General features: G+C 73.6%; 21 protein-coding genes. 10 read left to right on the plus strand and 11 right to left on the minus strand.

All coding sequences use genetic code 11. The features are described 5' to 3' along the window. Positions 1-27 precede the first annotated feature (27 nt). The gene (locus tag ACSUPV_RS22505) at positions 28-699 is read right to left on the minus strand and encodes an HD domain-containing protein (protein ID WP_037759466.1); all 672 of its coding nucleotides are present in this window, start codon (positions 697-699) and stop codon (positions 28-30) included. Between the two features lie 47 nt (positions 700-746). On the opposite strand from ACSUPV_RS22505, the gene ACSUPV_RS22510 reads away from it, so the two are divergent. Continuing rightward, positions 747-1,427: a maleylpyruvate isomerase family mycothiol-dependent enzyme gene (locus ACSUPV_RS22510; RefSeq protein ID WP_382613145.1), complete on the plus strand. Its 681-nt coding sequence runs from the start codon at positions 747-749 to the stop codon at positions 1,425-1,427. 105 nt (positions 1,428-1,532) lie between these two features. Continuing rightward, entirely contained in the window at positions 1,533-2,225 is a 693-nt protein-coding gene (locus tag ACSUPV_RS22515; RefSeq protein WP_436948353.1) for a copper homeostasis protein CutC, read from the plus strand. A gap of 26 nt (positions 2,226-2,251) precedes the next feature. Here ACSUPV_RS22515 and ACSUPV_RS22520 read toward each other — a convergent pair whose 3' ends face one another. Next, complete coding sequence (locus tag ACSUPV_RS22520; RefSeq protein ID WP_436948355.1) at positions 2,252-4,294, minus strand: HelD family protein; 2,043 nt, start codon at positions 4,292-4,294, stop codon at positions 2,252-2,254. 272 nt (positions 4,295-4,566) lie between these two features. Between ACSUPV_RS22520 and ACSUPV_RS22525 the strand changes: the two genes are divergently transcribed. After that, the gene (locus tag ACSUPV_RS22525) at positions 4,567-4,761 is read left to right on the plus strand and encodes a hypothetical protein (protein ID WP_031113658.1); all 195 of its coding nucleotides are present in this window, start codon (positions 4,567-4,569) and stop codon (positions 4,759-4,761) included. A gap of 14 nt (positions 4,762-4,775) precedes the next feature. On the opposite strand, the gene ACSUPV_RS22530 is transcribed toward ACSUPV_RS22525, so the two are convergent. Continuing rightward, positions 4,776-6,419 (minus strand): DNA repair helicase XPB, encoded by a 1,644-nt coding sequence (locus ACSUPV_RS22530; protein WP_031113656.1) that lies wholly within the window; start codon positions 6,417-6,419, stop codon positions 4,776-4,778. A gap of 175 nt (positions 6,420-6,594) precedes the next feature. Between ACSUPV_RS22530 and istB the strand changes: the two genes are divergently transcribed. After that, a complete protein-coding gene (gene istB / locus ACSUPV_RS22535; protein WP_436948358.1) occupies positions 6,595-7,821 on the plus strand; it encodes an IS21-like element helper ATPase IstB in 1,227 nt (408 codons plus the stop codon). Here the strand turns inward: istB and ACSUPV_RS22540 are convergent. The 3 genes from ACSUPV_RS22540 to ACSUPV_RS22550 form a co-directional block, all read right to left on the minus strand. Beyond that, positions 7,799-7,987, minus strand: a complete 189-nt coding sequence (locus tag ACSUPV_RS22540) for a hypothetical protein (protein ID WP_382613157.1) — start codon at positions 7,985-7,987, stop codon at positions 7,799-7,801. The two genes, istB and ACSUPV_RS22540, sit on opposite strands and share 23 nt — an antisense overlap. Before the next feature lie 134 nt (positions 7,988-8,121). Next, positions 8,122-8,253, minus strand: a complete 132-nt coding sequence (locus ACSUPV_RS22545; protein ID WP_436948360.1) for a hypothetical protein — start codon at positions 8,251-8,253, stop codon at positions 8,122-8,124. Between the two features lie 178 nt (positions 8,254-8,431). Then, complete coding sequence (locus ACSUPV_RS22550; RefSeq protein WP_436948362.1) at positions 8,432-11,062, minus strand: helicase-associated domain-containing protein; 2,631 nt, start codon at positions 11,060-11,062, stop codon at positions 8,432-8,434. 131 nt (positions 11,063-11,193) lie between these two features. Here ACSUPV_RS22550 and ACSUPV_RS22555 point away from each other — a divergent pair, with 131 nt between their 5' ends. Both ACSUPV_RS22555 and ACSUPV_RS22560 read left to right on the plus strand, forming a co-directional pair. After that, the gene (locus ACSUPV_RS22555; RefSeq protein WP_037759481.1) at positions 11,194-12,216 is read left to right on the plus strand and encodes a membrane protein; all 1,023 of its coding nucleotides are present in this window, start codon (positions 11,194-11,196) and stop codon (positions 12,214-12,216) included. 52 nt (positions 12,217-12,268) lie between these two features. After that, the gene (locus ACSUPV_RS22560) at positions 12,269-12,901 is read left to right on the plus strand and encodes an HAD family hydrolase (RefSeq protein WP_436948364.1); all 633 of its coding nucleotides are present in this window, start codon (positions 12,269-12,271) and stop codon (positions 12,899-12,901) included. Here the strand turns inward: ACSUPV_RS22560 and ACSUPV_RS22565 are convergent. Continuing rightward, positions 12,880-13,128, minus strand: a complete 249-nt coding sequence (locus ACSUPV_RS22565; RefSeq protein ID WP_010035898.1) for a hypothetical protein — start codon at positions 13,126-13,128, stop codon at positions 12,880-12,882. The genes ACSUPV_RS22560 and ACSUPV_RS22565 overlap by 22 nt on opposite strands. 163 nt (positions 13,129-13,291) lie before the next feature. Between ACSUPV_RS22565 and ACSUPV_RS22570 the strand changes: the two genes are divergently transcribed. Continuing rightward, a complete protein-coding gene (locus ACSUPV_RS22570; RefSeq protein ID WP_010035896.1) occupies positions 13,292-13,675 on the plus strand; it encodes a cold-shock protein in 384 nt (127 codons plus the stop codon). Positions 13,676-13,718: 43 nt separating this feature from the next. On the opposite strand, the gene ACSUPV_RS22575 is transcribed toward ACSUPV_RS22570, so the two are convergent. From ACSUPV_RS22575 to ACSUPV_RS22590, 4 genes are all read right to left on the minus strand, one after another. After that, positions 13,719-14,567: a 1,4-dihydroxy-6-naphthoate synthase gene (locus ACSUPV_RS22575; protein WP_037759485.1), complete on the minus strand. Its 849-nt coding sequence runs from the start codon at positions 14,565-14,567 to the stop codon at positions 13,719-13,721. Further along, positions 14,557-15,276 carry a futalosine hydrolase gene (locus ACSUPV_RS22580; protein WP_436949927.1) on the minus strand — a complete coding sequence of 240 codons (720 nt, stop codon included), beginning with the start codon at positions 15,274-15,276 and terminating at the stop codon, positions 14,557-14,559. Before ACSUPV_RS22580 ends, ACSUPV_RS22575 begins: the two co-directional genes overlap by 11 nt. Next, positions 15,246-15,719, minus strand: coding sequence for a hypothetical protein (locus ACSUPV_RS22585; protein ID WP_031113640.1), 474 nt, complete (start codon positions 15,717-15,719; stop codon positions 15,246-15,248). The genes ACSUPV_RS22580 and ACSUPV_RS22585 overlap by 31 nt, the downstream gene beginning before the upstream one ends. Positions 15,720-15,781: 62 nt before the next feature. Then, positions 15,782-17,215: an MFS transporter gene (locus ACSUPV_RS22590; RefSeq protein WP_037759490.1), complete on the minus strand. Its 1,434-nt coding sequence runs from the start codon at positions 17,213-17,215 to the stop codon at positions 15,782-15,784. Between the two features lie 274 nt (positions 17,216-17,489). Between ACSUPV_RS22590 and ACSUPV_RS22595 the strand changes: the two genes are divergently transcribed. From ACSUPV_RS22595 to ACSUPV_RS22605, 3 genes are all read left to right on the plus strand, one after another. Continuing rightward, complete coding sequence (locus ACSUPV_RS22595; protein ID WP_031113637.1) at positions 17,490-18,416, plus strand: DUF3027 domain-containing protein; 927 nt, start codon at positions 17,490-17,492, stop codon at positions 18,414-18,416. Between the two features lie 75 nt (positions 18,417-18,491). Further along, positions 18,492-21,614 (plus strand): sacsin N-terminal ATP-binding-like domain-containing protein, encoded by a 3,123-nt coding sequence (locus tag ACSUPV_RS22600; protein ID WP_436948368.1) that lies wholly within the window; start codon positions 18,492-18,494, stop codon positions 21,612-21,614. 188 nt (positions 21,615-21,802) lie between these two features. Continuing rightward, positions 21,803-22,711 (plus strand): hypothetical protein, encoded by a 909-nt coding sequence (locus ACSUPV_RS22605; RefSeq protein WP_037759495.1) that lies wholly within the window; start codon positions 21,803-21,805, stop codon positions 22,709-22,711. The last annotated feature ends 112 nt before the right edge of the window (positions 22,712-22,823 follow it).

Below are 22,823 nucleotides of genomic sequence, written 5' to 3' on the forward strand. Positions count from 1 at the left end.
CTCCCCTGTGGCGTGGTGGGGCCAACCCTAGGGCGCCAAGGGGGCGTCGGAGGGAGAATCCTCCAGCAGCTCCAGTTCCGAGCGCAGGTTGTAGCGGGCCGTCGCCTCCCACTCGGCCGCCCCGTACGGCGTCCTGAAGAGCCTCGGCAGGGCGAGGAGCCGGCGCAGGATCGCGGCCCGCCCGGCGCGGAAGGCGTCGTTCGGGACGAAGTGGTACTCCTCGCGGACGGCGGCGGTGTAGGCGGCGTACGCCGACGGCGGCGAGGCCAGGACCGCCAGGTCGGCGTCGCACAGCACCTGGCCGTCGGGGTCGTCGTCGGCGGGGTCGTGGCCGATGGTGAGGCGGACCAGGCGGGCCACCTCGGCGGTCTTGGCGGCCGGGACGCCGGCCTCCGGGAGGGCGCGTTCGGCGAGGCGGGCCGAGCGTTCCTCGTTCTCGGAGCGGTCGGGCAGGTAGACCGCGTCGTGGAACCAGGCGGCCAGACGGACCACGTCCGGGTCCCGCGCGTACTCCTCCAGCACGTCGACGCGGTCCAGGACCGCCGCGAGGTGGGCGACCGTGTGGTAGCGGCGCTGCGGCTCCCGCCAGCGGGTGAGCAGGTTGTCGGCGTACGGCGTGGGGTCCGGGCCGCCGGCCGGTCCCCGGGCCGCTTCCAGGGCACGGGCGAAGCGGGTGCGCAGGGTGTCGAGATCGGCCATGGGGTCATTCTCCCGCCGACGGGTGTGTCGCACCTAGCGTGGGGTGTATGACGACTCCTGCTGATGTGCACGACGTACGGGACCCCGAGCAGCCCGGGCGGCTGCTCACGATCGAGCGTGACGCGCTGATCCCGCTGCTGCGGGGCAGGGCCGACGACGACTTCGCGCTGCCGGTCGCCGCGTGTCCGGGCTGGACGGTGCGGTCGGTACTGGCGCACTGCTCGGCCGCGCTCACCCGCGTGGTGGAGAACCGGTTCGAGCCGGGCGTGTTCTCGCCCGAGTCGAACGACCGGGACATCGCCGAACGGGACGGCTGGAGCAACGCGCAGGTCATCGACGAACTGGAGCGCGGGATGACCGAGGCCGGGGCGGTGATCGCCCGGGCCGACGGGAAGCTGGACGGGCTCGCCCTGGGGGAGTGGGTGCACGCCGGGGACGTGCGCGAGGCCTTCGGGGAGCCGGGGGCGTACGGCGGGGCCGGGCTGCCGGACGCGCTCGACCTGCTCGCCCGGATCACCCGCGAGCGGGGGCGCGTGCCGCTGCACGCCGACCTCGACGACCGGGACGAGCCGCTGCGGCTGGGTGAGAGCGGCGGGGAGCGGCCCCCGGGGCGCTTCATCGGGGACGGGCCGACCCTGATCCGGCTGTGCACGGGACGGCCGGTCGACGGCGCGCCCGCGTTCGAGCTGGCCGGGGTGGAGGCCGAGGAGCTGAACATCTTCGGGTGAGGGCGTGGCCCCGGGGGCTTGGGAGCCGGCGGGAGTGGGCAGCGTAGTCTTTGATTGGACTAGACCTGTCGCCGAACGCCGACGCCATGCCGACGAAGGGGCCCCATGAGCAAGCGTGCAGTCCTGGAGGTGATCGCCCTCGGGGTCGAGGACGCGGTCGCCGCGCAGGCGGGAGGCGCGGATCGCCTCGAACTGGTCACCGACATGGCGGCCGACGGGCTCACCCCGTCGGCCGCCACCGTCGCCGGGATCCGTCGTGCCGTGGACCTCGCGCTGCGGGTGATGATCCGGCCGGCCGCCGGATTCGCCGCGGGGGACGTCGAGCGGCTGGTGCGGGTGGCCGGTGAGCTGCGGGAGGCCGGGGCCGAGGAGTTCGTGCTCGGGTTCCTCGACGAAGGGGGCGCGCCGGATCTGGCAGCCGTGGAGCGGGTCGTCGCGGTGCTGGACGGCTGCCCCTGGACCTTCCACCGGGCCATCGACCGGGCCGCCGACCGGGACGCCCTGCGCAAGCAGCTGGACGGTATGCCGGGACTGGACACGTACCTGACGGCCGGGTCGGCGGACGGGGTCGACGGCGGGCTGCCCGTCCTGCTCGCGGAGGCCGGGCGGGCCGGGGAGCCGGGGTACGGGCAGCAGTTGCTGGTCGGGGGTGGGCTGCGGCTCGATCACGTGCCGGTGCTGTTGAAGGCCGGGGTCGACGGGTTTCACATCGGTGGGGCAGCTCGGCCGGGGGGATGGGACGAGCCGGTGTCGGCGGAGGCGGTTGCGGTGTGGCGGGCTGTGGTGGACGGGGCTTGAGGGGTGCTCGGCACGACTGCCCGCAGCTAAGCAGTGAGTTGGTCCGGCAAGGGTGCCGCGTGTGTCACCGTCAGGCCTGACACCGCTCGCGTGAGCGCCACGTACAGGCGGCGCAGGCCCGTCCGTTCGTCCGGTTCGCCGTCGACCACCGCGCTGGGCTCGTCCAGGACCACGTAGTCGTACTCCAGGCCCTTCGCCAGCGACGCGGGGACCAGGGTCAGGCGGGTGTCCTGGGTGGTCTCCTCGCCGGGACCGAGGTACGGGATCCCGGCGTCGGTCAGGGCCTTGGCCAGCTCGGGGACCCGCGCGTCCGCCGCGATGAGACCCGTCGAGCCCTCGTGGCGCAGCGACTCGCGGCAGGCGGCGACCACGTCGGCGGCTCCGGAGACCTCGCGGACCTCGAAGTGGCCGGGGTTCTCGCGGATCGACACGACGGGCGTGAGGCCCGGGGCGATGTGGGGCAGCAGGCGGGAGGCGTACGTGATGACGTCCGTCGGCACGCGGAAACCGGCCGTCAGCTCCTCGACCACCGCGTCCCGCTTGCCGAGGTGGGCGAGCGCCTCCTCCCAACTGCGCGTCGCCCACGGCGTCGTGCCCTGCGCCAGGTCGCCGAGGACCGTCGCGCTGCCGGTGGTGCAGCGGCGGCCCACCGCCCGGTACTGCATGGGGGAGAGGTCCTGCGCCTCGTCGAGGACGACGTGCCCCAGGGAGTGGGTGCGCTGGATCAGGTCGGTGGCCTCGTCGACCAGGACGGCGTCGGCGGCCGACCACTTCGCCGACTTCACGCTGCGCGCCGGCTTCGCCCAGAGGATCGCCTTCTGCTCGTCCTCGTCGAGGATCCCCTCCGCGTGCGCGGCGAGGAATTCCGCGTCCGACAGCAGGCGCAGCACCAGCTTCGCCGGGTCGACGGCCGGCCAGGTCTGCTTGACCGCCGCCTTCACCGCGCTGTTGCGGGCCACCGCGTCCTGCACCCGGTCGTCCGGCGCCTCGCCCGAGCGTTCCATCTGCACCAGCACCGCGTGCGCGATCCGCTGTGGCAGGGCCTCGCGGGCGGCGCCGTAGCGGATGTCGCGGTCGAGCAACTCGCGGACGATGTCCTCCAGTTCGTACGCCGGGACACGCCAGCGGCGGGAGCCGCGCACGACGACGACCGGCTCCGTGGGCATCGTGACGTGGGAGTAAAGGGCCCCGCGCAGCACCCGGGCCATGCGGGCGTCGCCCTTGACGACCGCGGCCGTCGCCTCGTCCGTGCCCTTGATCTCGACGTGTGCCACCAGGTCCTCGACCGTGGCCTGCTGGACGGTCAACTCGCCGAGCGCGGGCAGCACTTGCTCGATGTAGTGCAGGAAGGACCGGTTCGGGCCGATGACCAGCGTGCCCGTGCGGGCGAGGCGCTCGCGGTGGGCGTAGAGGAGGTAGGCGACCCGGTGCAGGCCGACGGCGGTCTTCCCGGTGCCCGGGCCGCCCTGCACGCACACCGTGCCGGAGAGACCGGACCGCACGATCTCGTCCTGCTCGGGCTGGATCGTCGCGACGATGTCCCGCATCGGTCCGACGCGCGGACGCTCGATCTCCTGCTGGAGCAGCTTGCTGGTCCGGGCCGCCTCGGCGGGGTCGGAGAGGTGCTCGTCCTCGTACGCCGTGATGTCGCCGCGGGTGTAGCCGAACCGGCGGCGCAGCGCGACGTCCATCGGGTCCTTCTTGGACGCCCGGTAGAACGGCTGGGAGACCGGGGCGCGCCAGTCGATGACCATCGGGTCGCCGTCGGCGTCGTGCACATGCCGCCGCCCGATGTAGAAGCGTTCTCCCCGCGCCCCCTCGGCCTGTTCGCTGCCCGGCGCGTGCAGGTAGTCGAGCCGGCCGAAGAACAGCGGGGTGTCGCTCAGGTCGGCCAGGGCCTTGATGCGCTCGTCGATCTGGCGGGCGAGGACTTCGGCGTTGACCCAGTTCGCGGTGACGTCGCTGATGTCGAGGGCCTCGACGTCCTCGCGCATCGCCCGCAGGGCGGACCGGGACGCGGCGAGGTGGGAGCGCTCACGGGACAGGGGGTCGTCGACGGGCGTGGACACGAGGGTGCCTCCGGAAGGAACCAGCTGAGGAGATGGCGGTGAGATGCCGGCCGGTTTCCGTCCGGTCGGCGGCACTCCGTGGAGGGAGGCGGGCAAGAGCGGAGATCTTAGAGGAGCGGGGACGGCGGGCGCGAACGGTTTTCCTCATCCCCTAGGGGACGCCGCCCTCCTCCCCGAGGGGCACGGGTCAGCCCGGGGGCGTACGCGGCCCCCTGCGAGGTTCGGCCCCGAGACCGACGCGGGTCTTACGGGGCGAAACGCACCATGGAGACATGAGCGCAGCAACCATCCACCCCGCCCCGGCACCGGGCCGCCCGCCCGGCGCCACCGCCGTGGCCGGCAGCCACCACCGCCACCTCCTCGGCGATGCCCTGCGCGCCGTCAAGGTCTTCGCGGGCGCCGCCTTCGACGTGATCATCCTCGGCCAGTACGAAGAAGAAGTGGGCGTGGTCCGGCGCCACCGGTGACCGGCCCTGCCGCGTCAGCTCTCCGTCAGCAGCTCGTCCGCGTCCACGATCCGGTACGCGTACCCCTGCTCCGCCAGGAAGCGCTGCCGGTGGGCGGCGAAGTCCTGGTCGATGGTGTCGCGGGCGACCACCGAGTAGAAGTGGGCCTGGTGGCCGTCCGACTTGGGCCGCAGCACCCGGCCGAGGCGCTGGGCCTCCTCCTGCCGGGAGCCGAAGGTGCCCGAGACCTGGATGGCGACCGTCGCCTCCGGCAGGTCGATCGAGAAGTTCGCGACCTTCGACACCACGAGCACGCTGATCTCGCCCTCCCGGAAGGCGTCGAAGAGCTTCTCCCGCTGCGCGTTCGACGTCTCGCCCTTGATCACGGGCGCGCCCAGGTGCTCACCCAGTTCGTCGAGCTGGTCGATGTACTGGCCGATCACGAGGATCTGCTGCCCGGCGAAGCGGCGGACGATCGCCTCCGTGACCTTCCGCTTGGTGTCCGTCGTCGCGCAGAAGCGGTACTTCTCCTCCGTCTCGGCCGTGGCGTACGCGAGCCGCTCGGAGTCGGTGAGGTTGACCCGGACCTCGACGCAGTCGGCGGGCGCGATGTACCCCTGCGCCTCGATCTCCTTCCACGGCGCGTCGAACCGCTTGGGCCCGATCAGGGAGAACACGTCCGACTCGCGGCCGTCCTCGCGGACCAGGGTGGCGGTGAGCCCGAGCCGGCGGCGCGCCTGCAGATCCGCGGTGAACTTGAAGACCGGCGCGGGCAGCAGGTGCACCTCGTCGTAGACGATCAGGCCCCAGTCGCGCGAGTCGAACAGCTCCAGGTGCGGGTAGACGCCCTTCCGCCGGGTGGTCAGCACCTGGTACGTGGCGATCGTGACGGGCCGGATCTCCTTGCGCGTCCCGCTGTACTCGCCGATCTCGTCCTCGGTGAGCGACGTCCGCCGCACCAGCTCGTGCTTCCACTGCCGGGCCGAGACCGTGTTCGTGACGAGGATCAGGGTGGTGGACTTCGCCTGCGCCATCGCCCCGGCGCCCACCAGCGTCTTCCCGGCGCCGCAGGGCAGGACGACGACGCCCGACCCGCCGTGCCAGAAGTTCTCCACCGCCTGCTTCTGGTACGGCCGCAGCGCCCAGCCGTCCTCCGCCAGCTCGATCGGGTGCGCCTCGCCGTCCACGTACCCGGCGAGGTCCTCGGCCGGCCAGCCCAGCTTCAGCAGGGTCTGCTTGATCTGCCCGCGCTCGGAAGGGTGCACGGCGACCGTGTCCGGGTCGATCCGGGCGCCGACCAGCGGCGCGATCCGCTTCGAGCGCAGCACCTCCTCCAGCACCGGGCGGTCCGTGGACGTCAGGACCAGACCGTGCGCCGGGTGCTTGACCAGGGACAGCCGCCCGTAGCGGTCCATCGTCTCGGCGATGTCGACGAGCAGCGCGTGCGGCACCGGATAGCGGCTGTACTGCACCAGCGCGTCCACGACCTGCTCGGCGTCGTGGCCCGCCGCGCGGGCGTTCCACAGGCCCAGCGGGGTCACCCGGTAGGTGTGGATGTGCTCCGGTGCCCGCTCCAGCTCCGCGAACGGGGCGATGGCCCGACGGCAGTCGTCGGCCTGCTCGTGGTCGACTTCCAGGAGCAGGGTCTTGTCGGACTGGACGATCAGCGGACCATTCACGCGCGGCACCCTTTCTGCGGCCGGACGACTCGGACGGCTCGGCCAAACGTCCAGTGTGCCTGATCGACCGCTTCCGGTGGTGTGATCTGCGCAGCCGGTCGTACTTAATGCCTTTTCATTCCAACGTGTGGTGTGAATTCAGTTTTTCCGCTGTGACCCCGAAGAATGGCCAACCGTGCGGAACCCCACCACCACCACGCTCGGATACGCCCTGTTCGCCACCCGCTGGCTCCAGGCCCCGCTGTACTTCGGGCTCGTGGCAGCGCAGGGCGTCTACGTCTACAAGTTCTTCAAGGAGCTGTGGACGTTAATCCTCATGTGCGTGAGCGGGCACGCCACCGAGACGTACGTGATGCTCGCCGTGCTCAAGCTGGTCGACGTCGTCATGATCGCCAACCTGCTGATCATGGTGATCGTCGGCGGCTACGAGACGTTCGTCTCGCGCATCGGCCTCCAAGGCCACCGCGACCAGCCCGAATGGCTCTCGCACGTCAACTCCAACGTGCTGAAGGTCAAGCTCGCCACGGCGATCGTCGGCATCTCCTCCGTCCACCTGCTGCAGATGTTCGTGGACGTCCACCACACCCCCCGCCACGCCCTGCTGTGGGGGACGGTGATCCACATGGCGTTCATCGCGTCGGCGGCGATCCTCGCCTACATGTCGGGTCCGATGGCCGCGCACGCGGACCGCGGGCACGCCGACCGTACGCCCCTCAGGCACCCCCGGGCGGAGCCGGAACCCGGCGACCGGCGGCACGGGCAGCCGGAGCGGGAGACCCCGGCGGCCACACCCCCCGCCCCCCGGCGGCCGGAGCCCGACGCCGACGCCGAGGAACGGATCCGGGCGGCCGGCTTCCCGGCCCGCAAGCTGCTGGAGGACTTCGACGAACGGCACCCCCGGGGCTTCGACCGGGAGGCCGTGGCCCGGCTCGGCAAGGCGGACTTCGTCGCCGCCCGGCGCAACGTCGTCTTCGTCGGCCCGCCCGGCACCGGCAAGACCCACCTGGCCATCGCCCTCGGCGTCCGGGCCTGCCAGGCCGGGCACCGGGTGCTGTTCGCGACCGCCGCCGACTGGGCCGCCCGGCTGTCCGACGCCCGGGCCGCCGGCCGGCTCGACGCGGAGCTGGCCGCTCTCGACGAGCACGCCCTGCTGATCGTCGACGAGGTCGGCTACACGCCGTTCGACGCGGCCACCGCCGGTCTGTTCTTCCAGCTGGTCGCGCACCGCTACGAGCGGGCCTCGCTGATCGTGACCAGCGACCGCCCGCTCGGCCGCTGGGACGAGGTCTTCGGCGCGTCCGCCCCGGCGCTGGCGGACCGCCTGGCCCACCACGCCGAGGTCGTGCGGCTGGACGGGGACAGCTACCGGACGCGGCGCGCTACTTCAGCGTGGGCAGACTGACGTTCTGGATCAGCGGGCCCTCGATGCCGATCGCCTCGGAGACCAGGGGCTCGGTGCCGGCGGCCGGCAGAGGCAGCGGCAGTGCCGGGGCCGCGGCGGCGGAGGGCGCGAGCGCGCCCACGAGGGCGACGGCGGACAGGGCGACGGCGGGCAGCTTTTCACGCATGCGGACGGCACGGCCTTTCTCGGACGTTCGCGGACGCGGAGACGGAGGGAGAGACGCGGACGGAGAGACGAGGTGCCGCCGCACCGTGGGCCGGCCCACAGACGCCGGGGCCGGCCCGATGGGCGCGGAGGCGATCAGATCTGCGGTGTCTCCAGGACGAGGCCGGCGACATCGATGCTCACCGCGGCGGCCGGAGTGGCCAGCCCCCCGAACGTCATCAGGGCGGCGGCGGCCAGGACGGCGGCGACTCGACGAACAGCGTGCATGCGGGGAGTTCCTTTCGACAGCGTTCACAGGGACACCCGGTGGCTGCCCCCGGGCACCCGGCGTGATGCGACACGCCCGGCAAGGTCGCCCGAGCGTGGGAAATCCCCGGCGTGGCGTGCATGAACGCCGGTGTGCACCCGAACGGGTGAGAAGCCGCCCGAGCCCCCGGCCCGGTGCTCAGCCCGCGTCGTCGGCGAGCTCCGCGACCCCGGTGATCCGGTGCAGCGGGTACGTGCGGACCTCGTCCGCGGTGTGGTCGTACGCCGTGACGAAACCGCCCTCGACGCGGATCGGGGCGATGACCCGCTGGCTGGCGGCGCCCTCGGCGTTGACGTAGCCGATCCACAGGGCCTCGCCGGTCAGGACGGCGGCCTGCACGGTGGCGAGGGTCTCGGCGGAAGCGGTGCGGGGCAGCTCGCCGTCGGCCGCCGGGGCCGTGCCGGGCTTGCGCGGGGTCGTGGAGGCCAGGTCGCCGGCCCGGATGGCGCGCAGTGCAGCGGCGAGCAGGGTGTCGTCGGGGACCGGCGGGCCGTCCGGCACCGGCTCGGGCGCGGAGCGCGCCGGGGTGCGGTGGGCGAGGGCGCGGGTGATCAGCACATCGCCCTCGGCGGACTCGGCCGCCGGCGCGAACCCCATCGCCCGCAGCCCCTCCAGCAGCCCCGCGGGGTCGGTCTGCGCGGCCAGCACGGTCGGGGCGAGCCGGCGCAGGCCCAGGGCGGCGGCCCGCTTGTCGGCGAGGATCTCGTTGAGTACCGCGTCGTCGTCGCAGCGGACGTAGGCCGAGGCCGCGCCGACGCGCAGGTGGCCGTGGCGGCGGGCCACGTCGTCGATGAGGTACGCGAGCGGCTGCGGCACCGGCGTACGGGAGTGCGCGGCGAGGAAGGCGTGCAGGTCGGAGGCGGTCTGCCCGGCGTCGAGGGCGCGCCGCACCGAGCCGGGCGTGAACCGGTAGACGGTGGCCCCGCCCTTGGACTCGACGTCCGCGAGCACGCCCAGCATGTCGGCGAGCGGGCGCCGCAGGGGACCCGGCGCCACCGCCGTCAGGTCGGCCTGGAGCAGCACGTGGTCCAGCGGCTCGGGCAGCAGCGGCGTGAGGAGCCGGGCCGCGGCGGCGGAGGCGACGGCCTGCTCGGCGGGGGAGAGGGGCGTGAGCGGGGCGGTGCGGTGGTGGTGGACGGGCAGCTTGTCCCCCGGACCGGACGGACCGGAGGCACTGGATGGCCCGGACGCACCGGATGGCCCGGACGCACCGGATGGCCCGGACACACCGGACGGCCCGGACGCACCGGACGGCTCCGCCGCCGGGCCCTTCGCGGGTGCCGCCGCCGCGCCCAGCAGCGCCCGGCCGTGGGCCGAGAGCGCGCCCCGGCCCGTGACGCCCAGCAGCTCCGCCTCGGACAGCGCCCACCGGGCGAGGCGCGTGCGCAGGTCGTCCTCCTGCTGCCGGGCGCCGCGCAGGGGGCGCTCCCAGCGCAGCCGGGCCAGCACCGACTCGGGAGCCGGCGCGGCCCCCTCCGGCAGGGCGGCCAGCAGCGCCAGCACCCGGTGCCGCACCTCCGGCGCAGCCGAGCGGTCCAGGCCCGGCCCGAGCGCCGACAGCGTGCGGTCCTTCGCGTCCCGGCCGCCGACCAGCCCGGCCGTGCGGGTCGCCGCCAGCCACGCCGTGGCCAGCCGCGACCAGCGCTCGGCGGGGGGCCGCTCCAGCCACTCGTCGTAGGCGGGGGTCGCCGCGTACCGCTCGTCGGCCTCACCGTCGGAGGCGATCAGGCCCGCCGCGTACGCCAGCTCCACCCAGAACGCGGCGACCGGTTCCGGCACGTCCAGGGCGACGGCGGTCCGCTTCAGGTCCCGCACGCTCAGCCCGCCGGCCCGCAGCACCGCAGGACCGCCCTCGTCCCAGTCCTTCAGCAGCTCCTCGACGGTGGCGAGCGCGGTGTACGCCTGCCCGGCCGCGGTGCTGTCCACAACCTGTGGGTGATGCGCGGCGGCCGCCTCGACCACCGGCGGCACCGGCTCGGGCGTCCGGTGTGCGAGACCCCGCCGCAGATGCAGGGCGACCTCGCGCGGCAGTACGACCGTCCCCGGGGCCGTCGGCAGCAGCAGTCCGCGGTCCAGCAGCCAGCGCAGCCGGGGCGCCGGATCCGGCGTGACCTGGCCGTACGGCGGCCCCCACACCAGGCGCTCCAGGACCTCGCGGGACTCGGCGGGGGCGTCGGCGAGCAGCGCCGCCATCCGCGCCCGGTCCGTGAACAGGCCGGTCAGGGCGGTCACCGCGGAGACCGAGTCATGGGTCGAGGGCAGTCCGGCGGCCGTGACGATCTCCTGGATGCGCCCCGGCGACATCCCGGCCGTGGCCTCCTGCACGGTGGGCCCGAGCCCCGTCGGCGACGGGTGCTGCGGCGAGGGCGCCAGCAGCTCACGGGCCGTGCGGACCAGCCGCAGCCGGTCGTCACCGCCCCAGACCAGGGCCTGCTCGCGCAGGACGTCCAGGGCGTGCGGCAGGGCGGCGGTGACGGCCGGGTCGCCCGCGTCCCCGGCCATGAGCCCGAGCAGTTCCTCGTACGTCGCCGGGTCCGCCGCCACGGCCAGCGCCTCCGCCGTCTGCAGCGTGAACCGGTCCAGCCGCTCCAGGGCGCGCACGACCGAGGCACGGGTGCCGGCGCGGGTCGCGAGCTGGGTGAGGTCGGTGGGCACGGGCGTGATGAGATCCGGTCGGCTGCGCAGCAGAGCGCCCAGCGCGGCGTCGCCCCGGGCGCGGAGCGCTTCCGCGAGGGAGCGGGGGGCCGAAGGCGTGTCCTCGGTGCTCATCCGGCCAACGGTAGCGGGTCGCCCCCGGCGGGTGAGCCGACTGTGTACGACGGGCTTTTGGCGGCACTGTCGGTGCTCGCGGTACCGTCGTCCGACGGGCTTCCCAAGGCACCCGCCCCGGAGGGGACTTCGTGGGGATCGAGAGCGACCAGGTCGTTTACGAGTATCTGAGCCGCGTCGGCGACGTGGCTCAGCAGCGGCAGTTGTCGTCGGCCACCCGCATGCGCCTGGTCGCGGACCTGCGGAACGAGATCGACCGGCGCCGCGCGAAGGCCACCGTCGACTCGCCCGCCGCCGTCCGCCGCATCCTGACCCGCCTCGGTAGCCCCGACGAGGTCGTGGCCGCGGCAGCGGACGGCACTGGATCCACGGGATCCGGCACGGGCGGCGAGCCGCGGGGTGCCGCCCCCGCTTCCCTCCCGGTGCAGCCCGACCGAGAGCCGGAGGAGCGGGGCGAGCGGGCTAAGGGTGTCCTGCGGCGCGTCGTGCCCCGGCCCCGCCCGGCCCGGCCCGCCGAGGAGCCGCGCCCCGCCGCCTCCGAGGGTGCCGCCCCGCCGCACCTGGCCGCCGCTCATGAACTCGGGGACAGCGCCGTCCAGCCGGACTGGTGGCGGGTGGACAGCAGCCCGTTCGGCGCGGCCGACGAGGTGCCGGGCTTCGTGGGCGGGGTCGAGCTGCCGGACCTGCTGAAGCCGCCGCCGCAGCGGAAGGCGGAGAAGGAGAGGCAGACGGCCGAGGAACCGGCTCCGGCCGTCGAGGCGGCGGAGGAGGCCGCCGCGCCCGGGAAGCGCCGCCGGCTCCCCCGCCTGCCCGCGAGTGGCTGGAGCAACCCGCTCCTCCTCGTCGCCGCCGGGCTCCTCGTCGCCGGCGCGGTGCTCGGCAACTGGTTCGTGCTGCTCCTGGGCTGGCTCATCGCCTACGCGTCCCGTCGGCTGACCCCGGCGGAGACGAAGTGGGCGGTGGTGATCCTGCCCAGCACGGCCGTCGTGGCGGGCCTGGTCTGGCTGTGGGGCCGGATGAACGACCGCTGGGGCGATCCCATCGCCGAGGGCCACATGAACGACGCCGTGGCGGAGACCTGGCCGTGGGTGGTGCGGGGAGCGGCGGTGGCCTCCGCGCTGTTCCTGGTGTGGCGCTCACAGCGCTCCCGCTAGCCGATCACAGGCGGATGCCTGCCGTTCACACCGCCTGGGCACAATGGCCCATATGGCCTCCACGACCTCGCGCGCACTCACCGTCGGCTTCGATCTCGACATGACCCTGATCGACTCCCGCCCCGGCATCCGCGCCTGCTACCAGGCGCTGTCCGAGCGGACGGGGACCTACATCGACGCCGATCTGGCGGTCACGCGGCTCGGGCCGCCGCTGGCCGAGGAGCTGATCAACTGGTTCCCGGCCGAGGAGGTCGCGACGGTGGCGGACGTGTACCGGGAGATCTACCCGACGATCGCGATCGCCGAGACCCCGGCGCTGCCCGGCGCCCGGGAGGCCATCGCGGCCGTACGGGAGGCCGGGGGGCGCGCGATCGTCGTCACCGCCAAGTACGAGCCCAACGCCAAGCTGCACCTCGCCCACCTCGGCATCGAGCCCGACGCGGTCATCGGCGACCTGTGGGCCGAGCAGAAGGCGGAGGCGCTGCGCGAGCACGACGCGGGTGTCTACGTCGGCGACCACGTCGGCGACGTGCGGGGCGCCCGGGTCGCCGGCGCGCTGTCGGTCGCGGTGGCCACCGGCCCCTGCCCCGAGGAGGAACTGCGGGCGGCGGGCGCGGACGTCGTCCTCACCGATCTGACCGAATTCCCCGGGTGGCTTTCGGACTACCGCCCCGCACGCGCCTGACGGCGCCCGGCCGCCACGGAACGCAGCACTCCCGCACCGGCCATCAGGAAACCGACTGCCATGAGCATGCTCAATCCGAACATGTACGTCGGAAAGGGCGTCGTCCCGAGGAACAGCGGGGCGACCGTGACCAGTGTGGCCACGGCGCCGATGAAGAAGACGATGGCACCGGCACGGACCAGGCGGTCACCGGGAGCGGCGGAATTCGTTTGGGTTTTGTCACGCACCGGACCAGGGTAGTTCCCAGCGCGAAGGAACAACCGGGTGACGTCTTGTCACCGGCCTGAAGACCATTAGCCTTGGTACCGGCGGGTCCGTACGGCCCGCCCGAGTGCTATCAAGAGCCGTTTCAGAAGCAGTTTTCCGACGAGTACGAGGACGAGGACAGACGTGCCTACCGGCAAGGTCAAGTGGTTCAACAGCGAGAAGGGCTTCGGCTTTCTCTCCCGCGACGACGGCGGTGACGTCTTCGTCCATTCCTCGGTCCTCCCCGCCGGAGTCGAGACGCTCAAGCCGGGGCAGCGAGTGGAGTTCGGGGTGGTCGCCGGGCAGCGCGGCGACCAGGCGCTGTCCCTGACGATCCTGGACCCGACCCCGTCCGTCGCCGCCGCGACCCGCAAGAAGCCGGACGAGCTGGCCTCCATCGTCCAGGACCTGACGACGCTCCTGGAGAACATCACCCCGATGCTGGAGCGGGGCCGCTACCCCGAGAAGACCGCCGGCAAGAAGATCGCCGGCCTGCTGCGCGCGGTCGCCGACCAGCTGGACGTGTGACGCCCGCTCAAGGACCCGCTTGAGGGCCCGCTCAAGGACCCGATCAGGGAAACGCGAGCGCGTTCGGGCCGAGGGGCGGCACCAGCCCCTCGGCCGCCGCGCGCGTCAGCAGCCCGCGCACGGCCGCGTAGCCGTCCTCGCCGAGGTCGGCGGTGAACTCGTTGACGTACAGCCCGATGTGCTGGTCGGCGACGGCCGGGTCCATCTCCTGGGCGTGCTCCATGACGTACGGGCGGGACGCCTCGGGGTCGTCCCAGGCGGCGCGCACGGAGGTCCGGACGGAGTCGGCGAGGAGCCGCAGCTTCTGCTCGCCCAGCGTCCGCTTGGCGATGATCGCGCCCAGCGGAATCGGCAGCCCGGTGGTGTGCTCCCAGTGCTCGCCCATGTCGGCGAGCTTGTGCAGCCCGTAGTTCCGGTACGTGAAGCGCGCCTCGTGGATCACGAGCCCCGCGTCGACCTTCCCGTCCCGTACGGCCGGCATGATCTCGTGGAACGGCATGACGACGATCTCGCCGACCCCGCCGTCCAGGGTGTCCGCGGCCCACAGCCGGAACAGCAGGTACGCGGTCGACTTCTCACTCGGCACGGCGACGGTCCGCCCCGTGAGGTCGACGTCCGCCTCCCGCGTCAGCACCAGCGGCCCGCAGCCCCGCCCCAGCGCGCCGCCGCAGGGCAGCAGGGCGTACTGGTCGAGGACGTAGGGCAGCACGGCGTACGACACCTTCAGCACGTCGAACTCGCCGCGCTCGGCCATGCCGTTGGTGACGTCGATGTCGGCGAAGGTCACGTCGAGCTCGGGGGCGCCGGGGACGCGGCCGTGGGCCAGGGCGTCGAAGACGAAGGTGTCGTTCGGGCAGGGGGAGTACGCGATCTTGAGCTGCTCAACGGTCATGCCGGTTCCAACCCACCAGTACGGGCACGAGCTTCCCGAAACCCTCGGTCAGGACCGCCAGGGCGTCCGGGATGCGCCAGGCGGCACGGTCCCTCGGCCCGACGGGATTGGAGACCGCCCGGATCTCCAGCACGGGCACGCCCTGCGCGACGGCGGCCTCGGCGACCCCGAACCCCTCCATGGCCTCGGCGAGGGCGGTCGGGTGCCGCTCGCGCAGGGCCGCGGCCCGGGCGGCCGTCCCGGTCACGGTGGACACGGTGAGCACGGCGCCGGTACGGGCCCCGGTCGCCTCGGCGACCCGCCGCACGAGCTCCCCGGGCGGCCGGTGTCGGACACTCCCGAACCCCAGCTCGGTGACGGAGAGGAACCCGTCCTCGGTCTCCGCCCCCAGATCGGCCGCGACGATCTCGTCGGCGACGACGAGGGCCCCCACGGGCGCGTCGGGCTGGAACCCGCCCCCGATCCCGGCGGAGACGACGAGGTCGTAGGGGCTGCCCTGGAGGGCGGCGGCGGTGAGCACGGAACCGGTGGAAGCACCGGCAAGCCCGGGCCCGACACCCACAGTGATCACATCGACCCCGCTGCCGCTGCCGCCGTGCGGCAACGCCCTGGCCACCGCGTCCCTCTCCACAGGGACCGCGGTGGCCACCAGCACCCGGCCAAGCCCAGCGGCAGCGATCAGGCGTCCTTCTCGAGCTTGAAGTTCCAGAGCCCCGACGTGTCCTTCTCGCCCTCCTTGATGGACACCAGCGTCGAGTTGCCCTGCGCACCGTACTGGGCGTTGAAGAACACGCTGCCCGGGATCGTGCGGTACGTCTTCGTGCTGGAGTCGGTCAGCGGCTGACCGTTCATCAGGATCGTCCAGCCGTTGTCGGCGATCTCCGGGTCGACGCCGAAGCGGACGGTCTCGTCGGGGTCGACGGAGATGCTCTTGATGCCCTTGTCCTTCAGGCACTGGGTCAGGTCGGCGGACTTCAGGGTCTTGCCATCGCCGCCACAGGTGGCCTCGGAGTTCACCGAGGAGCTGCCCACGGTGACCGTGGCCATCGCCGTCGGCTTGTCACAGGCCGACAGGACGAGCAGTCCGGCGGAAACGACGCCGGCGGCGGCGACGGCGCGGCGGCGTCGCACAGCGGATTGCAACGTGTTCATGGGCGAAGGCTATCGGGCGTGTCGAGCCCTCTCCCCACCTGGGGTGGGACGTGCCCCTCGCGTTACGCCACTCGCGGCCGCCCCGCACCCCCGCGCCGGGCCGAGCCGATCAGCCCCCGGACGGTCGTCAGCCAGCCCGTGCCGACGATCGTGGCGCCCACCGCGAGGCCGAGCGTGCCGTTGAGCGGCATGACGATGCCGATCGCGCCGCCCAGCACCCAGGACATCTGCAGCAGCGTCTCGGAGCGGGCGAAGGCCGAGGTGCGGACCAGTTCGGGCACGTCCCGCTGGATCAGCGCGTCCAGGGACAGCTTGGCCAGGGCCTGCGCGAAGCCGGCGATCGCGGCCAGACCGGCCACCAGGACCGCGCCGAAGAACACCGCGGCCGTGATCGCCGCGCCCAGCACGCACGCCACGACCGTCACGATGATGATCTCCGGCGCCCGGGAGCGCAGCCACGCCCCGACCGCCGTACCGAGGGCGTTGCCCGCGCCCGCGCAGACGCCCACTATCCCCAGGGACACGGCGGCGCTCTGCCCGGAGATCGGGTGCTCGCGCAGCAGGAAGGCCAGGAAGAAGATCAGGAAGCCGGTGAGGCAGCGGATGGAAGCGTTGACGGCCAGGGCGTGGGTGACGGCCGGGCCGACCGTGCGCAGCCCCGGGCGCTTGACCGGCTTGCGGTGCGGCCCGTGCAGGTGCTGCTCGTCCGCCGCGAGCAGCGCCCGGTCCTCGCCCTTGGCGGAGTCGACCTTCGGCGGCAGCGTGAACGACAGGATCGTCCCGGCCACGAAGATCAGGAAGGCGCCGTAGAGCGGCCAGCGCGGCCCGATCTGCTGGAGCCCGGCCCCGATGGGCGCGGCGATGCCGGTGGCGAGGAGGCCGCCGAGGGTGACCCGCGAGTTGGCCTTCACCAGGGAGAAGCCGGGCGGCAGCAGCCGGGGCACGACCGCGCTTCTGACCACGCCGTACGCCTTCGACGCGACCAGGACGCCGAGCGCGGCCGGGTACAGCTCGATGCTGCCGGTGACGACCGCGCCGGACAGCACGATCGCGAGCAGCGCCCGGGCCAGCATCGCCCCGGCCATCGCCGCCCGGCGGCCGTGCGGGATGCGGTCGAGGAGGGGGCCGATCACCGGCGCGAGGAGGGTGAAGGGCGCCATCGTGATGGCGAGGTACAGCGCGACGCGCCCGCGGGCCTCGTCGGTCGGTACGGAGAAGAAGACGGTCGAGGCGAGGGCGACGGTGATCATCACGTCGCCGGCGCCGTTCACGCCGTGCAGCTCGATCAGCTTGCCGAGGCCGGACTCGCCGGCGCCGTGCGCGTGGGTCGCCTTGCGGATGCCGCGGGCGGTGCCGGTCACCGGGAAGTGCAGAGCACGGCCGACCGCGCGGAGGGAGCCGCCCACGCGGCCCGGTCCGCTCGGTCGGCTGCTTCCCTTGAGCCCTTTCGGCCCACCGGTCCCGGTGGCGCCCTGGGGCGTCTTCGCGGCTGCCACGACGTCATAGTGCCCCGATAAGGCTGTGGCTAGTGCCATTACCGCTTGTATAGGGCCTGTGGGGTGACTGTCCGGGGCGGGGCGGGCCACGACCGGGCCGACGGCGAACAGAACCGTCGGTGTACGCGACGTGGGGCGGAAGGGTAGCGTGCGTATCTCCGCCATCCCGCAGAATGGATGAAGGACGTCGACGCGGTCCCCCGGTCCGCTCCGTCCCGCCCCGGCGCTGGGAGTGGCGCACTCGTGAGACGGCGTATGGAGAGAAGCGATACCTGTGAGCGCAGCGACAACGCGAAGCCGCACCCCTGACCGCCTGTGCGCCGAGGCCGTCGACCTCGCACGCGCCGCAGCCGAGGAGGCCGCAGCGCCAGGGATCGTCGGCGAGCACGTGGGGCTGGTCTCCGAGGGGGACCGCGTTGTCACGCACTTCTTCGAGTGCCGGGAGCTCGGCTACCGGGGCTGGCGCTGGGCCGTGACGGTGGCCCGGGCCTCCCGCGCGAAGATCGTCACGGTGGACGAGGCGGTGCTGCTGCCCGGCCCGGACGCGGTGCTCGCGCCCGAGTGGGTGCCGTGGAGCGAGCGGCTCCGCCCCGGCGACATGGGCCCGGGCGACCTGCTCCCGACGGACGCCGAGGACCTGCGCCTGGAGCCCGGCTACTCGGGCGAGGACGAGCCCGCGCCGAACTCCGCCGTGTCGCACGAGATGGCCGACCTGGTGGAGGCGGAGGACGCCGACGTCACCGAGGGGCCCCCGTCCCGCCTGCCGGTCACCCCGTCCCGCGGGTCGATCGCGGCGGTCGCCGAGGAACTGGGCATGCGTCGCGCCCGGGTGCTCTCCCGCTACGGCCTGCACACCGCGGCCGACCGCTGGGAGGAGGCGTTCGGCCCCAAGACGCCCATGGCCCAGTCGGCGCCCGCGGCGTGCGTCAGCTGCGGTTTCCTCGTCCCCGTCGGCGGCTCCCTGGGCCAGGCCTTCGGCGTCTGCGCCAACGAGTTCTCCCCGGCCGACGGCCGCCTGGTCTCCCTGGCCTACGGCTGCGGCGGCCACTCCGAGGCCGCGGTCATGCCCAAGCCCCCGCAGCCGGCCCCGCCGGTGATCGACGAGACCCGGGTGGACCCGTTCCCGCTGCGCCCGGCCTCCGACTCGGGATCCGTGCCGGTCACGGAGGACGAGTCGTCGGCGGAGCTGGGGCACTCCTAGGACCTGGTCCGAGGGCCGGTCCCGCTCGCGGTACCTTCAACCTCACGGCCCACGCCGCCGACGAGGAGAGTGAACGTGAGCAAGTTCGTGCGCCCGGCCGCCGAGGGTGCCGACCCGTTCGGTACGGCACGTCTGCGGCGCGGTGTCCTCGACGCCTGGGCGACCAGCCCGGCCCGGTTCCGTGAGGACGCCAACGCCGAGGAGGACCTCGTCCTCGGCGGCTACCGGGACCGGCTCGTCGTCGAGCTCGCCCAGAACGCCGCCGACGCGGCGGCCCGCGCCGGCGTACCGGGTCGGCTGCGGCTCACCCTGCGCGACGGGGTGCTCGTCGCCGCCAACATCGGCGCCCCGCTGGACGCGGCCGGCGTCGAGTCGCTGTCCACGCTGCGCGCCTCCGCGAAGCGGGAGACCCACGAGCGGGCCGTCGGCCGGTTCGGCGTCGGCTTCGCCGCCGTCCTCGCCGTCACCGACGAGCCCGCCGTCGTCGGCCGGCACGGCGGTGTCCGCTGGTCCCTCGCCGAGGCCCGGGAACACGCCGCCGAGACCGCCCGGCACAGCCCCGGGCTCGGGGACGAGATCCGGCGGCGCGACGGGCACGTACCGCTGCTGCGGCTGCCGTTCGCCGCCGAGGGCACCGCCCCCGACCCGTACGACACCGCCGTCATCCTGCCGCTGCGCGACGCGGCCGCCGCCGATCTCGCCGAGCGGCTCCTGCACGCCGTCGACGACGCCCTGCTGCTCACCCTCCCGGGCCTGGAGGAGCTCGTCGTCGAGGTGAACGGGGAGAGCCCCCGGACCCTCACCCGCCGCACCGACGGCCCGTTCACGGTCGTCGACGACTCCGGCAACGGCGTCACCCACTGGCGTACCGCCGCCGCCCACGGCCCCCTCACCCCCGAGCTGCTCGCCGACCGGCCCGTCGAGGAGCGGCTGCGGCCCCACTGGTCGGTCACCTGGGCCGTGCCTGTCGACAGCGACGGCAGCCCGGCCCGGCCCCGCACCAGCCCGGTGGTGCACGCCCCCACGCCCAGCGACGAGCCGCTCGGCGTCCCGGCCCTGCTCATCGCCTCGTTCCCGCTGGACTCCACCCGCCGGCACGCCGCCCCCGGCCCGCTCACCGACTTCCTGGTGCAGCGCGCGGCCGACGCCTACGCCGAACTCCTCGCCGACTGGCGGCCCGTCACCGCCGGGATCATCGACCTCGTGCCCGGCCCGCTCGGCAAGGGCGAGCTGGACGGCGCCCTGCGCCAGGCCATCCTGGAGCGGCTGCCCCGCACGTCCTTCCTGCCGCCCGCGGCCCCGCCCCACGACGGTGACGACCTGCCGGAATCCCTGCGGCCGCGGGACGCCGAGCTCGTCGAGGGCGCCGGCGCGGACACCGTGGGCGTCCTCGCCGAGGTGCTGCCCACGCTGCTGCCCGCCGGGCTGGAACGCCGCGCGGAGCTGCGGACCCTGGCGGTCGCCCGGGTCCCGCTGACCGACGCGATCGACCGGCTGGCCGGGCTGGAGAAGGACCCGGGCTGGTGGCGGCGGCTCTACGACAGCCTGGCCGGCGTCGACCCGGACCGGCTGTCGGGGCTGCCGGTGCCCCTCGCGGACGGCCGGACCACGATCGGGCCCCGGCAGGTGCTGTTGCCCAGCGCGGGGGCCGCCCGGATCGACCCGGAGGTGCTGGCCCGGCTCGGGCTGAAGGTCGCCCACCCGGACGCCGCCCACCCGATCCTGGAGAAGCTCGGCGCCCTGCCCGCGACCCCGCGGGCCGTTCTCACCACCCCGCAGGTCCGGGCCGCCGTCGCCGCGTCCCTGGACGACGAGGGCGGCGTGAACTGGGAGGAGGACGCCCTCGACGCCGACGAACTGGCCGACACCGTCCTCGCCCTGGTGCGGGACGCCGGCCTGGAGCCCGGTGACGAGCCCTGGCTCGGCGCGCTCGCCCTGCCCGACGAGGACGGCGAACCGGCCCCGGCCTGCGAACTCGTCTTCCCCGGCGGCCCCTTCGCCCAGGTCATGCGCGAGGGCGAACTGGCCGCCGTCGACGCGGAGCTGGCCGCCAAGTGGGGCGAGCAGCCGCTGGCCGCCTGCGGGGTCCTGGTGAACTTCGCGGTCGTCCGGGCCACCGACGTCGTCCTCGACCCGGACGAACTGGAGCCCCGCGAGGCGGACTTCGCCGAACCCGACGACGCGGGCCTGCTGGACGCCGTCGACGTGTGGTGCGAGGACATCCTCGACCGCTTCCCGGACAGCCCGGTGCCGCCGGTCGCGACCGAGATCGTCGCCGTACGGGACCTGGACCTCGTCGACGAGGACAAGTGGCCGCAGGCGCTCGCCCTGTTGTCCCGGCCGCCCCTTCGGGACGCGATCGTGCAGCCCGTGCGGATCCTGCTGCACGACGGAACGCACGAGGTCGTCCGGCCGTACACGGCGTGGTGGCTGCGCGGGAACCCGGTGCTCGACGGCCGCCGCCCGGCCGGACTGCGGGCCGCCGGCGGCGACCCGCTGCTGCGCGGCCTGTACGACGAGGCCGACGCGACCGGCTTCGAGGACGAGCAGGTGCTGCGGGCGCTCGGCGTGCGCACGTCCGTTGCCGCGCTGCTCGACGAGCCCGGCGGCGCCGCCGAGCTGCTCGACCGGCTCGCCGACCCCGAGCGGGAGGTGACCGGGGCTCAGCTGCACGCCCTGTACGGGGCACTGGCCGAGCTGGACCCGGAGCAGGTGACCCTGCCGGACGAGCTGCGCGCGGTCGTCGACGGCCGGGTGGAGGTCGTCGACGCGGCCGACGCCGTGGTGTGCGACTCGCCCGACCTGCTGCCGTTCACCGAGGGCGTCCCGCTGCTGCCCGTGCGGCCGTCCCGCGCCGCCGAGCTGGCCGAGCTGTTCCAGGTGCGGCGGCTGAGCGAGTCCGTCACCGGGCAGGTCACCTCCGAGGGCACCGAGCACGAGGTGCCGGAGCCAGTGCGGGTGCTGCTCGGCCGGCTGACCCCCGCCTCCTACGTGGAGCACGAGGAACTCGTCGTGGACGGCGTGGAGATCGACTGGCGGCTCACGGACGACGGCGTCCTGCACGCCGCCACCCTGGAGGGCGTCGCCGCGGGGCTGGCCTGGGCGGCGGGGCAGTGGCCGCGGCGGTTCGAGGTGGCGGCGCTGCTGGAGGATCCGTCCCGGACGGAGGAGCTGGCGCGGGACCGGTGGTTCGACTGATCCGGTGGGTGGACCGATCCGGCGGTGACGTACGGCTGTTGGTGAAAAGTTCCGCACATATTTTTCACCAGTCGTACAACCAAGCGCATCGCTGAGGTATCTGATCACGTGAGTCAACAGACTCCACGATCACTTGGGCCCCAGGAGCCGACGACGAGCGCCGGGGCCCCTCTCCACCTGGAGAACGCATGCGTATCCGAGCCACCGTGGCCGCCGTCACCGGCGCCCTGGCCCTCTCCGCCCTCGCCGTGCCGGCCGCGCAGGCCGCCGAGCCGAAGGTGCCCGCGGACATCGCCGCCGCCAGCAAGGCCGTCCATGCCGACGCCGGCCGGTCGGCCTTCGCCGCCGCCGTGGACGGCGAGCCGTACGCCCTGGACGCGACCTTCTCCTCCGTGAAGGTCAACAACGGCAAGAACATCGCCGTCGGTACCACCAACGTGGTCAAGGTGCCCGTCTCCTTCAAGCTGACGCACGGCGCGGACGTCGACATCCACGCGGCCGACTTCTTCGCGGCCGTCGAGCTGTACCGCGGCCCCTCGTTCGACGAGTCGATCTTCTTCTTCGACAGCAACGACGCGACCTGCACCGACTCCTCCGCGACCGTGGCCAACTGCAAGGCCACCGTCGAGATCGACCCGTTCGCGCTGCTGAACGAGGACGCCGGTTCCTGGAAGGCGGCGGCCTTCGCGGTCGCGTTCAACGGCGAGGACCCGGAGAACCCGAACCTGGACAACGTCGGTGTCGCGGTGACGGACCCGACCAACTCCTTCAAGCTGCAGCGCTACTCGAAGCTGACGGTCAACGCCTCGCCCGAGCCGGTGAAGAAGGGCAAGACCATCACGGTCACCGGCAAGCTCTCCCGCGCCAACTGGGACGACAACAAGTACCACGGCTACACCAACCAGCCGGTGAAGCTCCAGTTCCGCAAGAAGGGCACGGACACCTACACCACGCTGAAGACCATCAAGTCCAACTCCACGGGCGAGCTGAAGACCACCGTCACGGCCTCCACCGACGGCTACTTCCGCTACTCCTTCGCGGGCACGACGACCACCCCGGCGGTCAACGCCACGGGTGACTTCGTCGACGTGCGATAACCCCGTCTTCACGCGGATGCCGACCGCCGGTCCCGGAGCCGTTCCGGGGCCGGCGGTCATCGTCCGTGCACCGGCCTGCCCCGCGCCTGCCCCGTGCCTGCACCATGGGCGT

Source organism: Streptomyces sp. SudanB52_2052 (assembly GCF_964272415.1).
In the GTDB taxonomy this organism is placed as follows: domain Bacteria; phylum Actinomycetota; class Actinomycetes; order Streptomycetales; family Streptomycetaceae; genus Streptomyces; species Streptomyces olindensis.